Source organism: Pseudomonas sp. GV071, from assembly GCF_003050835.1.
Taxonomy (GTDB): domain Bacteria; phylum Pseudomonadota; class Gammaproteobacteria; order Pseudomonadales; family Pseudomonadaceae; genus Aquipseudomonas.
In genome coordinates this window covers 543,727-556,528 of the sequence record NZ_QAOJ01000002.1, presented here as the reverse complement: position 1 = coordinate 556,528, position 12,802 = coordinate 543,727, and the positions used below count along the sequence as shown (strand labels likewise).

Annotated in this window: 15 protein-coding genes; 9 read left to right on the top strand and 6 right to left on the bottom strand. The window is 62.0% G+C overall.

Going from position 1 to position 12,802, the window contains the following annotated elements; genetic code table 11:
• Both C8K61_RS26940 and C8K61_RS06510 read right to left on the bottom strand, forming a co-directional pair.
• Nucleotides 1-170: OprD family outer membrane porin (locus C8K61_RS26940; protein ID WP_146174272.1), on the bottom strand; the 170-nt coding region annotated here is incomplete at its 3' end.
• Nucleotides 171-462: 292 nt separating this feature from the next.
• Entirely contained in the window at nucleotides 463-1,008 is a 546-nt protein-coding gene (locus tag C8K61_RS06510; RefSeq protein WP_108095384.1) for a cysteine hydrolase family protein, read from the bottom strand.
• A gap of 110 nt (nucleotides 1,009-1,118) precedes the next feature.
• On the opposite strand from C8K61_RS06510, the gene C8K61_RS06505 reads away from it, so the two are divergent.
• Both C8K61_RS06505 and C8K61_RS06500 read left to right on the top strand, forming a co-directional pair.
• Entirely contained in the window at nucleotides 1,119-2,123 is a 1,005-nt protein-coding gene (locus tag C8K61_RS06505) for a GlxA family transcriptional regulator (protein ID WP_108095383.1), read from the top strand.
• 113 nt (nucleotides 2,124-2,236) lie between these two features.
• Nucleotides 2,237-2,863 carry a bifunctional 2-polyprenyl-6-hydroxyphenol methylase/3-demethylubiquinol 3-O-methyltransferase UbiG gene (locus C8K61_RS06500; RefSeq protein ID WP_108095382.1) on the top strand — a complete coding sequence of 209 codons (627 nt, stop codon included), beginning with the start codon at nucleotides 2,237-2,239 and terminating at the stop codon, nucleotides 2,861-2,863.
• Here C8K61_RS06500 and C8K61_RS06495 read toward each other — a convergent pair.
• Both C8K61_RS06495 and C8K61_RS06490 read right to left on the bottom strand, forming a co-directional pair.
• A complete protein-coding gene (locus C8K61_RS06495) occupies nucleotides 2,860-3,789 on the bottom strand; it encodes a sigma 54-interacting transcriptional regulator (protein ID WP_108095381.1) in 930 nt (309 codons plus the stop codon). The genes C8K61_RS06500 and C8K61_RS06495 overlap by 4 nt on opposite strands.
• A gap of 71 nt (nucleotides 3,790-3,860) precedes the next feature.
• Nucleotides 3,861-4,442 carry an alpha/beta hydrolase gene (locus tag C8K61_RS06490; RefSeq protein ID WP_108095380.1) on the bottom strand — a complete coding sequence of 194 codons (582 nt, stop codon included), beginning with the start codon at nucleotides 4,440-4,442 and terminating at the stop codon, nucleotides 3,861-3,863.
• Between the two features lie 369 nt (nucleotides 4,443-4,811).
• Between C8K61_RS06490 and oscA the strand changes: the two genes are divergently transcribed.
• The 5 genes from oscA to C8K61_RS06465 all read left to right on the top strand — a co-directional run bounded on the left by oscA (nucleotide 4,812) and on the right by C8K61_RS06465 (nucleotide 9,024).
• Nucleotides 4,812-4,997, top strand: a complete 186-nt coding sequence (oscA, locus tag C8K61_RS06485; protein ID WP_108095379.1) for a sulfur starvation response protein OscA — start codon at nucleotides 4,812-4,814, stop codon at nucleotides 4,995-4,997.
• Nucleotides 4,998-5,179: 182 nt separating this feature from the next.
• Complete coding sequence (locus C8K61_RS06480) at nucleotides 5,180-6,187, top strand: sulfate ABC transporter substrate-binding protein (RefSeq protein WP_108095378.1); 1,008 nt, start codon at nucleotides 5,180-5,182, stop codon at nucleotides 6,185-6,187.
• A gap of 148 nt (nucleotides 6,188-6,335) precedes the next feature.
• The gene (gene cysT / locus C8K61_RS06475; RefSeq protein ID WP_108095377.1) at nucleotides 6,336-7,154 is read left to right on the top strand and encodes a sulfate ABC transporter permease subunit CysT; all 819 of its coding nucleotides are present in this window, start codon (nucleotides 6,336-6,338) and stop codon (nucleotides 7,152-7,154) included.
• 10 nt (nucleotides 7,155-7,164) lie between these two features.
• A complete protein-coding gene (cysW, locus tag C8K61_RS06470) occupies nucleotides 7,165-8,037 on the top strand; it encodes a sulfate ABC transporter permease subunit CysW (RefSeq protein WP_108095376.1) in 873 nt (290 codons plus the stop codon).
• Between the two features lie 3 nt (nucleotides 8,038-8,040).
• The gene (locus C8K61_RS06465) at nucleotides 8,041-9,024 is read left to right on the top strand and encodes a sulfate/molybdate ABC transporter ATP-binding protein (RefSeq protein ID WP_108095375.1); all 984 of its coding nucleotides are present in this window, start codon (nucleotides 8,041-8,043) and stop codon (nucleotides 9,022-9,024) included.
• Nucleotides 9,025-9,123: 99 nt separating this feature from the next.
• On the opposite strand, the gene C8K61_RS06460 is transcribed toward C8K61_RS06465, so the two are convergent.
• Entirely contained in the window at nucleotides 9,124-10,152 is a 1,029-nt protein-coding gene (locus tag C8K61_RS06460) for a DUF2955 domain-containing protein (RefSeq protein WP_108095374.1), read from the bottom strand.
• Nucleotides 10,153-10,159: 7 nt separating this feature from the next.
• Nucleotides 10,160-11,221, bottom strand: a complete 1,062-nt coding sequence (locus C8K61_RS06455) for an HlyD family secretion protein (protein ID WP_108095373.1) — start codon at nucleotides 11,219-11,221, stop codon at nucleotides 10,160-10,162.
• A 173-nt stretch (nucleotides 11,222-11,394) separates the two neighbouring features.
• Between C8K61_RS06455 and C8K61_RS06450 the strand changes: the two genes are divergently transcribed.
• A complete protein-coding gene (locus tag C8K61_RS06450; RefSeq protein ID WP_108095372.1) occupies nucleotides 11,395-12,333 on the top strand; it encodes a LysR family transcriptional regulator in 939 nt (312 codons plus the stop codon).
• Nucleotides 12,334-12,445: 112 nt separating this feature from the next.
• A complete protein-coding gene (locus tag C8K61_RS06445; RefSeq protein WP_108095371.1) occupies nucleotides 12,446-12,634 on the top strand; it encodes a hypothetical protein in 189 nt (62 codons plus the stop codon).
• Nucleotides 12,635-12,802: the final 168 nt, after the last annotated feature.

Genomic DNA, 12,802 nt, shown 5'->3' with positions numbered 1-12,802 from the left:
GTGGTCGCGGCGTTGGCGGTGTTGCCGCGAGCCAGGTTGCGGTTGTCGGCGTTGATGTAGAAGTTGCGCAGACCCAGAGTGGCCTTGCTGTCTTCAACGAAACCGGCGGCGCCAGCTTGCTGAGCGATCAGGCCCAGAAGTACGGCGGCGGCCAAAGGAGATTTGGTCATGGTGCTTGCTCCAGATGCAGTTCTTTTAGTTTTCCGACACTGCAAGGGAGACCACGAGCGGGGGACGCGGATCGAGGATTCAGCTGCCTTGGTGCGGGTCGTCCCGGGGGGCCCGTTTACGACCGCGCAACAGTAATAAAAAAGGCATAAATCTAAAAAGACTTATTAGTTTGTTTTTAATGCTTTTTAAGAATATTAGACACATTTCGCAAAACAAGGCCCCGGTGCCGGTCACGCGCAACACCAGATTGCGCGCGCGGCACCGCTTCGTGACCTCAAAAAGCCCTGATGGTCACGCCAGAAAGTCCGCCGTAGACACCACCGGCGTGTAACCGAAGGCCAGCGCGGCCATAAATGCAGCATGCACGTGAGCGGCCGGTACCTTCACCCCGTTGAACTCCAGATCCAGGGTGGCACAGGCATCGTGGATAACCGTGGTGTCGTAACCCAGATCCACGGCGGCGCGGGCAATGCCATGGGTGCACATGTGGCTCATGCTGCCGACGATGATCAGCTTGTCGATGCCATGTTGGTCGAGCACGGCTTTCAGTTCGGTATCGCGGAACGAGTTGATGTGGTGTTTGACGATTACCGGCTCGTCGCCACGGTTGGCGACACTCGGGTGGATCTGCGCGCCTTCGGAACCGGCGACGAAAAATGGCGCGTCCTTGTCGGTGGCTTCGTGGCGGATGTGCACGACCAGGTCACCAGCATCACGAAACGCCTTGATCACCTGCGCGGCTTTTTCAGCGGCGGCTTCGGCGCCAACCAACGGCCACTTGCCGGCGGCGAAGTAGTCGTTCTGAATGTCGACGACGATAAGTGCTTGCTTGGACATGGTGTGTTCCTCGTTTCAGGTAGGTAATGTTCGGTTGCTTGCGTGGGGTGCAGTATTGGCCGACACCACACGGCCGAGGATTAGCCGGAACGACAATAGCGGTGGAAAAAATGACAAAGCTTGCAAACAGACCGGTGCTGGAAATTGGTCTGCTGGTTTACCCCGGCGCGCAAACCGCTGCCGTGCATGGCCTGACCGATCTGTTCGCGCTGGCCAACCGGATTGCCGGCGAGCAACAGTCCGAGCAGTTGCCGCAGCTGCGCATCAGCCACTGGAGCGCCGAGCGCCCGGACGCGGCGCCGCAACGTGGTTTTGACAGCCTGCCCAACAGCACCAGCCGACTTGGCGCCATTGTCATTCCACCCTCGCTGGCCGACATGCCCAGCGCCGAGGAGGCGCAGCAACTCGCCGCCTGGATCAAGCGTAGCCATGAACAGGGCGCCATCGTCGGCTCGATCTGCCTGGGCGCGTTTCTGCTGGCCATCACCGGCTTGCTCGACGGGCGTAAAGCCACCACCCACTGGACCCATGGCGAGGAGCTGGCCAGCCAGTTCCCCAAGCTGAAGGTGGATGTGGACAAACCCATCATCGATGACGGCGACATCATTACCACCGGCGGCCTGATGGCCTGGGCGGAAATCGGCCTGCGCCTGGTCGACCGCCTGCTTGGCCCGAGCATTGCCACCCGCACGGCGCGTTACCTGATGATCGAACACAGCGACAGTGCCCGCGAATGCGGCAGCAATTTCGCCCCGATCCTCGCCCATGGCGACCCGGCGGTGCTCAAGGTGCAGCACTGGTTGCAGGGCAATGGCGCGGTGGATGTCAGCCTGGCCGCGATGGCCGACTGTGCCGGCCTGGAAGCGCGGACGTTTCTGCGTCGGTTCCGTGCTGCCACCGGGCTGAAACCGACCGAGTACTGCCAGCATGTGAAAGTCGGCAAGGCGCGGGAACTGCTCGAATTCACCAATGGCACGGTCGACCATATCGCCTGGACCGTGGGCTATCAGGACCCCGGCGCGTTCCGCAGCGCGTTCAAGAAGATCACCAATCTGTCGCCGAGCGAGTACCGCAACAAGTTTGGGGTTAAACCCAAAGCCTTCGCCGTCTCGTAGGAGCGGCTTCAGCCGCGATGCTCTTGAAGATAAGAAGCATCGCGGCTAACCGGAGCGCCGGACCGGCCGCTCCTACCGATAATGGTCATCCTTCACGAAACCCTTAAGCCGCCATGCCCCTATCCCCCGAGCAACTCACCCAGATCACCGCCCTCACCCTGCAGCACTACAACCAGAGTGCCGACAGCTTTCGCGAGGGCACCCGCGACCACGACGTCAGCCAGAACATTGCCGCCCTGCTGCGCCATATCCAGGCGCCAGCGCCGTTGCAGATTCTCGATTTCGGCTGCGGCCCGGGCCGCGATCTGAAGGTGTTCCGCGATATGGGCCACGTACCGGTGGGCCTCGATGGCTCGGCGAGCTTTGCCCGGATGGCTCGCGACGACAGCGGCTGTGAGGTGTGGCAGCAAGATTTCCTGAGCCTGGACTTACCCACCGAACGCTTCGACGGGGTGTTCGCCAATGCCGTGCTGTTCCATGTTCCGAGCCAGGAATTACCGCGGGTGTTAAGCGAGCTGCACGCCACCCTGAAACCCGGCGGCGTGCTGTTCAGTTCCAACCCGCGTGGTGATAACCAGGAAGGCTGGAACGGCCCGCGTTATGGCAGTTACCACGACCTGGCGGCCTGGCAGCAGTTTCTAACCGCGACCGGTTTCATCGAACTGGAGCACTACTACCGCCCCACTGGCCTGCCCCGCGAGCAACAGCCATGGCTGGCCAGCGTGTGGCGCAAAGCCTAGCCAATCACCCGCGAAACCAGTTGCTGCAGCTGCACGGCACCATCGGCACCCGCACGCGCTAACCACTGGCGCAGCTGCTGTTCGATGGCCGGCAACGGCGCGCGTACGCCGGCCAGCTCCAGATGCTCGGGCAGAATCTCCTCGCCGCTGCTGACCAGCAGGGCAAAGTGAATGACATTTTCCAGCTCACGCGTATTGCCCGGCCACGGGTGCCACTCCAGCACCTGCTGGGCCGCCGCGCCAATCAGCGGCATCGGCAGGCCCAGGCGCTGGGTGTAGATGCCAAGAAAATATTCGGCCATCGGCAGGATGTCGCCGATTCGCTCACGCAGCGGCGGCAGTGCCAGGCGCCCTTCATTCAGGTACAGGTACAGGCGCGGGTGAAACTTGCCGGCCTCCACTGCCTGGCCAAGGTCGATGCTGGTGGCGGCCACCAGGCGCACGTCCACCGGGCTGGCCTGGCCGGCACCGACGCGGGTGACTTCGCGGTTTTCCAGGGCGGCCAGCAGCTTGTCCTGCAGCGCCAGCGGCAGGTCACCGATTTCATCCAGGTACAGGGTGCCGCCATTGGCCGAGCCGAACCAGCCGGCGCGGCTGCTGGCAGCGCCGCTGTGGGCGCCGGCGGCATAGCCGAACAATTCCGCCTCGGCGTGGTTCTGGCTCAGGCTGCTGCAACTCAGGGCGACGAACAGCCCGGCGCGGTCGCTTTCGCGGTGAATGTGGCGCGCCAACAATTCCTTACCGGTGCCCATTTCGCCCTGAATCAACACCGGCAAATGGCTCGGCGCCAGCTGGCTGACGTCCGCGCGCAACTGCCGCGAGCGGGCGTCAATAAACACCAGCGCCTTGGCGCGGATGCTCAGCGGGCTTTTATCGGCGTCGGGAAAGGTCAGCAACGGCTGGCCGGGGTGTTCGGTGCGGGACATGACGACTCCAGACCAAGCCGGCTGCTGATACAGCGGCTTGGGTAACGAAAAAATCAGCGGGGTGCGACGAATCAGGCGCTGCGGCGGGCGTGCTGTTCGATGCGGTTCTGCAGGCGGTAGAGGTAGGAAAAACCGCGTTCCCAACGCTGGTGGCCGGACTTCACGTTGATATGCCCGACGCCGCTGAGAATCGCCGCCTCGGCGCCCCAGTCACGGGCCAGCTCGATAGCCCGAGCGGCGCTGGCCGCGTGGTCGTTATCGGAGCCCACCAGTTGCGCTGGAAACGGCAGCAGCTCTCGGGGAATCGGTGCAAACCCTTGCAGCGCCTCCGGGCAGGCCGGACGTTCGACGTCGGCCGGCGCCACCAACAATGCACCTTGCACCCGACGCAGCAATTCCACCGGCGCGCTGGCCGCCCAATGGGCAACGGTGACGCAACCCAGGCTGTGGGCGATCAGGATTACCGGGGTTGTCTGCGCGGCCACGGCGCGGTTGAGTTCGCTGACCCAGGCCGCGCGGTCGGGATTCAGCCAATCGGCCTGCTCGACGCGCTGGCTGTTGGGCAGGCTGCGTTGCCAATGGCTTTGCCAATGCTCGTCGGCCGAGCCTTGCCAGCCCGGCACTATCAGATAGCGGATGGATTCGCTGCGCATGGGAAACGCCTCCTGCGAAATACGTGTGGAGGCCAGTATAGGGAGGGGTCATATACTCGTTAAGGAATAAGAAATTATTTACTTATGCTTTTAAAGCAATTTCTATCATGGCAAAAAGCCGCCTCCGGTTTGCCTCGAACGCCCTTGCAGCCCTCTATTTCCAGGCCCTGCAGGCATTTATGCACAGCCCCCGCGCCCGCGCGCGTCGCGATATAGAGATGGCTCGCCGCCATAAATCAAAATGGTTATATAAAAATTCTTAAATAGTATTTTTAAGAATATTAGGCACCCCCTACTATCCGCTCCACGCCCACTGACCACGCCCACTTTCCCCAAACAGGCCAGGGCATTTTTTCAAGGAGCAGATAGATGAGCGCACCCCTTCGTAGCGTTGAGGGCCAGGACGAAGCCGGCATCCTCCGCGAAATTTCCGCTGCCCTGCAGGGCCTGCGTTTTGGCTCGGTGGAGATCACCGTGCACAACGGCCAGGTCGTACAGATCGAGCGCAAAGAGAAATTCCGCCTGCAGCCACCGGCTGCCGGTAAGCAGGCCTGAGCCGAGCGACAACCGAATTGAACCACCGCCTACTGGACGACCGGAGGGCAACCCAGATGAACACCCAGCAGCAACGTAATACCCGCCAGCCACGACCACGCTGGCAGCCGCGAATGCGGCCAACCTCATAAGAAACTCAGCCATAACACTTGAACAAAATTTGAAATCTTAGGAGTTACACCATGTCCATTCGCCGTTTCGCTTTGGCAGCTTTGACCAGCGCCCTCTTCGCCGGTACCGCCGTCGCCAAGGATTACGAGCTGCTGAACGTTTCGTACGACCCGACTCGCGAGCTGTACCAGGAGTACAACGCCGAGTTCATCAAATTCTGGCAACAAAGCCACAAAGACGACAAAGTCGTTATTCAGCAATCCCACGGTGGCTCGGGCAAACAAGGCCGCGCCGTGATCGACGGCCTGCGTGCCGACGTCGTGACCCTGGCCCTGGCCGGTGACATCGACGAAATCGCCAAGCTGGGCAAAACCCTGCCGGAAAACTGGCAGACCCGCCTGCCGCAATCGAGCACCCCTTACACCTCGACCATCGTGTTCCTGGTGCGCAAGGGCAACCCCAAAGGCATCAAGGATTGGGGCGACCTGATCAAGAAAGACGTTTCAGTCATCACCCCGAACCCGAAAACCTCCGGCGGTGCGCGCTGGAACTTCCTCGCCGCCTGGGCCTATGGCCTGAAAGCCGGTGGCAGCGAAGCCAAAGCCAAAGACTACGTTGAGCAGCTGTACAAGCACGTGCCGATTCTGGACACCGGCGCCCGTGGCTCAACCATCACCTTCGTCAACAACGGTCAGGGCGACGTGCTGCTGGCGTGGGAAAACGAAGCCTTCCTGGCGCTGAAAGAAGATGGCGGCGCCGACAAGTTCGACATCATCGTGCCGTCCCTGTCGATCCTGGCCGAACCGCCGGTGGCTGTAGTCGACAAGAACGCCGAGAAAAAAGGCACTACCGAAATCGCTACCGAGTACCTGAAACACCTGTACAGCCCGGCGGGTCAGGAAATCGCCGCGAAGAACTTCTACCGCCCACGTGACGAGAAGGTCGCGGCCAAGTACGCCAGCCAATTCCCGAAACTGGACTTGGTCACTATCGACAAGGACTTCGGCGGCTGGAAAACTGCGCAACCGAAATTCTTTAACGATGGCGGCGTGTTCGACCAGATCTACCAAGCCCAGTAATCGTCAAAGCACTACGTAGGATGGGTAGAGGCACAGCCGAAACCCATCAATACGCGTAACGATGGGTTTCGCTAACGCTCTACCCATCCTACGAAGCCAAAAGCCCGGAGTTACATCCGGGCTTTCGTGCGTCAAACAAAGGATACCTATGTCACGCAAGATCTCCCCCGTCATACCCGGCTTCGGGCTGACGCTGGGCTACACCTTGGTGTACCTCAGTCTGATTGTGCTGATTCCGCTGGCGGCCATGTTCGTCCACGCCGCTCAACTGACCTGGGACCAATTCTGGGCCATCATCACCGCTCCCCGCGTGATCGCCGCGCTCAAGTTGAGCTTTGGCACGGCGCTGTATGCCGCGCTGATCAATGGCGTGATCGGTACGCTGCTGGCCTGGGTGCTGGTGCGGTACACCTTTCCCGGGCGCAAGGTCATCGACGCGATGATCGACCTGCCGTTCGCCCTGCCCACCGCCGTCGCCGGTATTGCCCTGACCGCGCTGTACACGCCCACCGGGCTGGTCGGCCAGTTTGCCGCTGACCTCGGTTTCAAAATTGCCTACACCCCGCTGGGGATCACCCTGGCGCTCACCTTCGTGACCCTGCCCTTCGTGGTGCGCACGGTGCAGCCGGTGTTGGCCGATATCCCCCGCGAGATCGAAGAAGCTGCCGCGTGCCTTGGCGCCAAGCCGTTTCAGGTGTTCCGCTACATTCTTGCCCCGGCGCTGCTACCGGCCTGGCTGACCGGCTTTGCCCTGGCCTTTGCCCGTGGCGTCGGCGAGTACGGCTCGGTGATTTTCATCGCCGGCAACATGCCGATGAAAACCGAGATTCTGCCGCTGCTGATCATGGTCAAGCTCGACCAGTACGACTACCGCGGCGCTACGTCCATTGGCGTGTTGATGCTGGTGGTGTCTTTCATTCTGCTGCTGCTGATCAACTTGCTGCAGCGGCGCATCGAAAAACCTTAAGGAGCGCGCCATGTCTTCACCAACGCTAAGCGCGGCCGCTTCCGCCAACGCCGCCCGCCGCGGCAGCGTCAACGCCCGCCGCGTGTTGATCGGCCTGTGCTGGCTGGTCTTCGCCCTGTTTTTGCTGTTGCCGTTGTTCATCGTGGTCTCACAGGGTTTGAAGAACGGCCTGGGTGCCTTCTTCACCGCGATCTTCGAACCCGATGCACTGTCAGCCCTCAAGCTGACGGTATTTGCCGTGTTGATTTCGGTGCCGCTCAACCTGGTGTTTGGCGTCAGCGCCGCCTGGTGCGTGAGCAAGTACTCGTTCAAGGGCAAAAGCATTCTGGTGACCCTGATCGACCTGCCGTTCTCGGTGTCGCCCGTGATCGCCGGTTTGGTCTACGTGCTGATGTTCGGCGCCCAGGGCCTGTTCGGGCCGTGGCTGCAGGAGCATGACATCCAGATCGTTTTCGCCCTGCCGGGCATCGTGCTGGCGACCATCTTCGTCACCGTGCCGTTCGTGGCCCGTGAGCTGATTCCGCTGATGCAGGAGCAAGGTACTCAGGAAGAAGAAGCTGCGCGCCTGCTGGGCGCCAACGGCTGGCAGATGTTCTGGCACGTGACCGTGCCGAACATCAAATGGGGCCTGATCTATGGCGTGGTGCTGTGTACCGCACGGGCCATGGGCGAGTTCGGCGCGGTGTCGGTGGTGTCCGGGCATATCCGTGGCGTAACCAACACCTTGCCGCTGCACGTTGAAATTCTCTACAACGAATACAACCACGTCGCTGCCTTTGCTGTGGCCAGCCTGTTGCTGATCCTGGCGCTGTTCATCCTTCTGCTCAAGCAGTGGAGCGAGTCCCGTATCAACCGCCTTAAAGCCAAAGCGGACGAGGAATAAACCATGAGTATCGAAGTCCGTAACGTCAGCAAGAACTTCAACGCCTTCAAGGCGCTCAACCAGATCAACCTGGATATCCACAGCGGCGAACTGGTGGCCCTGCTCGGCCCGTCGGGCTGCGGCAAGACCACCCTGCTGCGCATTATTGCCGGTCTGGAAACCCCGGATGCCGGCAGCATCGTGTTCCATGGCGAAGACGTATCCGGCCACGACGTGCGCGATCGCAACGTCGGTTTTGTGTTCCAGCACTACGCCCTGTTCCGTCACATGACGGTGTTCGACAACGTCGCCTTCGGCCTGCGCATGAAGCCCAAAGGCGAGCGCCCGACCGAAACCCGCATCGCCGAGAAAGTCCACGAACTGCTGAACATGGTGCAGCTCGACTGGCTCGCCGACCGCTACCCGGAGCAACTCTCCGGTGGCCAGCGCCAGCGTATCGCCCTGGCCCGCGCCCTGGCGGTAGAACCGAAAGTGCTGCTGCTCGACGAACCCTTCGGCGCCCTCGATGCCAAGGTGCGTAAAGAACTGCGCCGCTGGCTGGCGCGCCTGCACGAAGACATCAACCTGACCTCGGTGTTCGTGACCCACGACCAGGAAGAAGCCATGGAAGTGGCCGACCGTATCGTGGTGATGAACAAGGGCGTGATCGAGCAGATCGGCTCGCCAGGCGAGGTGTACGAAAACCCGGCCAGCGATTTCGTCTATCACTTCCTCGGCGACTCCAACCGCCTGCACCTGGGTGGCGAAGAGCACGTGCTGTTCCGCCCGCACGAAATCTCCCTGTCGCGCCATGAAACCGAAGGCCACCAGGCCGCCGAAGTGCGCGACATCCGCCCACTCGGCGCGATCACCCGGGTGACCCTGAAGGTGCCCGCACAGGACGAGCTGATCGAAGCCGAAGTGGTCAAAGACCACGACAGCCTGACCGGCCTGGCCAAAGGCGAAACCCTGTTCTTCAAACCCAAGGTTTGGCAAAAGCAGCTCTAGCCACACCCCCGCCCCCACGCCGAACCTCGACGTAGGGTGTGCTCCGCGCACCAGGCGATTGACCTGATATCGCTCGGTGCGCGTAGCACACCCTACCGGTCAGCGCTCGTGGCTCATATGCCGGGTGGCCGCAAACCGGTTGAATAATCGGTGCAGGGCAAACACCGCCAGCAGCGTGATAAACACCGAAACGCACACCGAACTCAGGCGGTAGGCCAGGCTGAACATCATGTCCTGGCTGGGCGTCAGGTACTGGCCAAAGACGATGGCGATGGTGGTCAATGCGCCAAAGCCCACTCCCTGAGCGCCTTCGCGGGTATGAATGCGCGCGCAGCAAAAGGTCGCGATCCAGTACAGCAGGGTCACCAGCGGCAGCACGTCATAGTGGTCATACAGCACCAGCTGCAACAGCAGCCCCACCGCACAACCGAGCAAGGTACCCAGCGCGCGAATGCGTCCGGCGAAACGGATGCCGGTCCAGTGCATGGGGAACAGCACCAGAATCGAGGCGATCTGCGCCGACAGTGAGTCTTTTAAATCGAAGGTCTGGAACAGCATGAACGACAGGGTCGCGATGCACGCACCAAGCAGCGCTTCATGGCGTTGGCTGGGCAGGTCTTTGATCACCGGCGGCCGCGCCGGGCGCGGTTCGGCATCGGGGAACAGGTAGAACATCAGCCAGGCGATCAGCACAGTCTGCACGGCGGCCACCAGGTTACTGGTGACCAGGTCGTACAGGTGGGTTTCCGGGTAGCTGGCGAAGTGCAGCAGCATCGACAGAAACACGCAGCCCAGGGCGCCGAACATAAACAGCGGCCCCTGCGCCATCAGGCGAAACCGCCAGAAGAACGAGGCGAACACTAGCGGCACGATCAGCAGCGGCCGGTCACCGAACAGGCCATAGATCAGCAGCACTTCCAGGCAGGCCAGCAGCGCCTGGGCAAGGAACTGGCGAATCACATGGGCGTTGATCACCGGCGTCAGGCCGAGTAGCAGCATCGGGTAGACGGCGAAAAACGAGCCGTTGTCCCAGTCCATCAATTTGCAGATGAACAGCCCCAGGGTGCCGCCCGTGGCGATGCGCAGGCACTGGCGCAGGCCGTTGTCGGTGAGGGCGGGCAGGCTCATGACAGGCCTAGTAGATGTAGTGCAGCAAGCTGATCAGACGGATCTGCACGCGGCCGAAAAACGCCGCCAGCGGCGCATCGTGCGGGTACAGCTGCACGGTCGCCTTGGCGCCGCTGGGCAGCGCTTGCGGCAGTGCCTGGTCCAGCACCACATGCAAACGCTGGCGCTGAGCATCGCGCACCCAGCGGTCGGACGTAGCCGGCGCGGCGAGGTCACCATTGGCTTCCAACTGCCCCTCTTTCACCCCGGCATCGATGGCGCTGACGGTGGCGGCAAACACCTGCCCGGGCAGACCGTCGAACACCACCGAGGCGGGGTCTTGCAGGCTGACATAACGCAGGGCTTTTTCGCGGAAGTCGGCGCTGATATCCGCCTCGTCCGCCACCAACGCCGCCACCGCACTGCCGGCCGCCACATAGGCGCCTGGGGATAACTGCAGGTTGCTCAGGGTGCCGCTGCGTTCGGCGCGCACTTCGCTATAGGCCAGTTGCAGCGTGGCCTGCTCCAGCGCATTGCGGGCCAGGCGCAGGGCCAGGTTGCCGTTACCTGATTCACCACGCTCCACCAACAGCTCGCGGATACGAGCATTGGCCGACGAAACCTTGGCCTGGGCCGCCGCCGTTTGCGCAGTGGTTTGCTCGTACAACTGACGCGACACATGCTCAGTGGCCAACAGCTTGGCCAGGCGCGCGCCTTCACGTTGCAGCTCGGAGGCAGTGGCCAACGCAGCCTGGTGATCGGCGCGGGCGGCGGCGAGGGTGGCGTCCAGTTGCTGATTGTTTTGCTCGGCCTGTTCCTCGGCAAGCTCGGCGGCATGCACGGCCAAGCGGAACGGCTGCGGGTCGAGGCGGAACAGCACCTGCCCGGCTTGAACATGGGCGTTGTTGGTTACCGCAATTTCCAGCACCTGGCCACTCACCCGCGGGGCGATGCGCAGCACCGGGCGGGTCAGTTGCGCCTGTGGGGTGATCGGCATCCACAGATCGGCCGCCAGAAAGTAGCCAAACAACAGCACGAAGGCCGCAATCGCGACCCGCACGCGGCGAGCAAAGCGCTGCTCCGCAGTCATGCGCACCTCGAAAAATTGAGTAGAAAAGACAAAAGGACCGGCAACGGCGAAGCCTGCGCGGTGACAGCTCAGGGCAGGCAGTATATTTTGCCGCCAGGGCCAGATAATCAGCGCCTGGCGTTAAGCAGCCTTACGCCGCGTGCAACAATTGCCAGGCAGATATGGGAGTTGCGATGGACACCTTACAAAGCATGCGGGTGTTCGCCCGGGTGATCGACACCGGTAGCTTCACCGCCGCCGCGCAGGCCCTGGGTCTGTCTACCGCGCAGGTGTCGCGGCTGGTCTCGGAGCTTGAGCAGCAACTGCAGGCGCGCCTGCTGCACCGCACCACCCGCCGCCTGGCGCTGACCGAAACCGGCGAGCGCTACCTGCAGCGTTGCCGGCAGATTCTCAGTGAAGTCGACGAAGCCGCCGCCGAAGCACGCGGCGCCCACCTGATTCCCAGCGGTCGCCTGCGGGTGCATACGATGACCGGCCTGGGCCTGCAGCACATCACTGGCTTGGTGGCGAAATACGCCGAGCGTTACCCGCAGGTGGTGGTCGACCTGACCCTGTCGCAACGCAACCCCGACCCGATCGAAGACGGCCACGACGTGATCATCGCCTTCGCCCGCGAGCTGCCGGACTCGCAGCTGGTGGCGCAGAACCTCGGCACCATGTACAGCGTGCTCTGTGCCGCGCCGAGCTACCTGGCCAGACACGGCACCCCGCAAGGCCCGGCCGACCTGCGCCAGCACCGTTACCTGCGCCTGCTCGACCCGCTGTATGTGGATAACTGGTTGCTCGACGATGCCAACGGCAGCTACGAAGTGCTGCCCAGCGAAGCCTTTCAGGTGAACATTGCCGAGTCGCTGGCCAAGGCCGCACAGGCCGGCATGGGCTTTTGCCTGCTGCCTTCGTTTGTTGCCTGCCCTTCCCTGCTCGACGGCAGCCTGGTGCGCCTGTTGCCGCAATACCGCCTGCGCGAGCGCAATATCTATGCGCTGTATCCGTCGCGGCGCTTCCTCGATGCCAAGATCAAAACCTGGGTGGAATTCCTCAAGGCCGAGCTGCCGCCGTTGTTTGCCCAGGACGAGGCAATTCTCGACAACCCGGCGCACTGGGCGCCCTGACTACTGTTGCATTTCAGGTAATAGCTCATCTCCAAAACCGTGGTTTTTCCGGGTTTTGCTCCTCATTAGACTGGCCAGGCTTTCACCGATGAGCCCAGATGAGGATCACACCATGCAACGCACTTTGATGTTTACTGCCCTGTTCGCCACCAGTTCGCTGTTTTTCTCCCAAGTTAGCCTGGCTGAAGAGTCGCCAGCCTTTGTTGCGCGTAATGCGGCCATTGCCCAGCAGCAACACAGCACCATCGCCGAATCCGTCGCCGCCCAGAAGGCTGCCGAGAAGGCCGCGCAAGACAGTTAATGTTCCCGCACGCCCCCGCTCCGGGCGCGTGCTGCAGTTCTCCTGACGTTGATGGCGGTAGCTCCTCAGTCAACGTTACTTCCCGACCGCTCCGCCTCTGGTTGAGCGGTTTTTTTTCACCTGCGATTTGTCGATTCGTCACCCCGGGTACTGCGCTGCAGCCTACGC

What these genes read in the sequence shown, in the direction of transcription:
- C8K61_RS06510 (WP_108095384.1), bottom strand. Translation starts at nt 1,008, where the DNA reads ATGTCCAAGCAAGCACTTATCGTCGTCGACATTCAGAACGACTACTTC.
- cysT (WP_108095377.1), top strand. Translation starts at nt 6,336, where the DNA reads ATGTCACGCAAGATCTCCCCCGTCATACCCGGCTTCGGGCTGACGCTG.
- C8K61_RS06460 (WP_108095374.1), bottom strand. Translation starts at nt 10,152, where the DNA reads ATGAGCCTGCCCGCCCTCACCGACAACGGCCTGCGCCAGTGCCTGCGC.
- C8K61_RS06465 (WP_108095375.1), top strand. Translation starts at nt 8,041, where the DNA reads ATGAGTATCGAAGTCCGTAACGTCAGCAAGAACTTCAACGCCTTCAAG.
- C8K61_RS06480 (WP_108095378.1), top strand. Translation starts at nt 5,180, where the DNA reads ATGTCCATTCGCCGTTTCGCTTTGGCAGCTTTGACCAGCGCCCTCTTC.
- C8K61_RS06490 (WP_108095380.1), bottom strand. Translation starts at nt 4,442, where the DNA reads ATGCGCAGCGAATCCATCCGCTATCTGATAGTGCCGGGCTGGCAAGGC.
- C8K61_RS06505 (WP_108095383.1), top strand. Translation starts at nt 1,119, where the DNA reads ATGACAAAGCTTGCAAACAGACCGGTGCTGGAAATTGGTCTGCTGGTT.
- C8K61_RS06445 (WP_108095371.1), top strand. Translation starts at nt 12,446, where the DNA reads ATGCAACGCACTTTGATGTTTACTGCCCTGTTCGCCACCAGTTCGCTG.
- C8K61_RS06450 (WP_108095372.1), top strand. Translation starts at nt 11,395, where the DNA reads ATGGACACCTTACAAAGCATGCGGGTGTTCGCCCGGGTGATCGACACC.
- C8K61_RS06455 (WP_108095373.1), bottom strand. Translation starts at nt 11,221, where the DNA reads ATGACTGCGGAGCAGCGCTTTGCTCGCCGCGTGCGGGTCGCGATTGCG.
- oscA (WP_108095379.1), top strand. Translation starts at nt 4,812, where the DNA reads ATGAGCGCACCCCTTCGTAGCGTTGAGGGCCAGGACGAAGCCGGCATC.
- cysW (WP_108095376.1), top strand. Translation starts at nt 7,165, where the DNA reads ATGTCTTCACCAACGCTAAGCGCGGCCGCTTCCGCCAACGCCGCCCGC.
- C8K61_RS06500 (WP_108095382.1), top strand. Translation starts at nt 2,237, where the DNA reads ATGCCCCTATCCCCCGAGCAACTCACCCAGATCACCGCCCTCACCCTG.
- C8K61_RS06495 (WP_108095381.1), bottom strand. Translation starts at nt 3,789, where the DNA reads ATGTCCCGCACCGAACACCCCGGCCAGCCGTTGCTGACCTTTCCCGAC.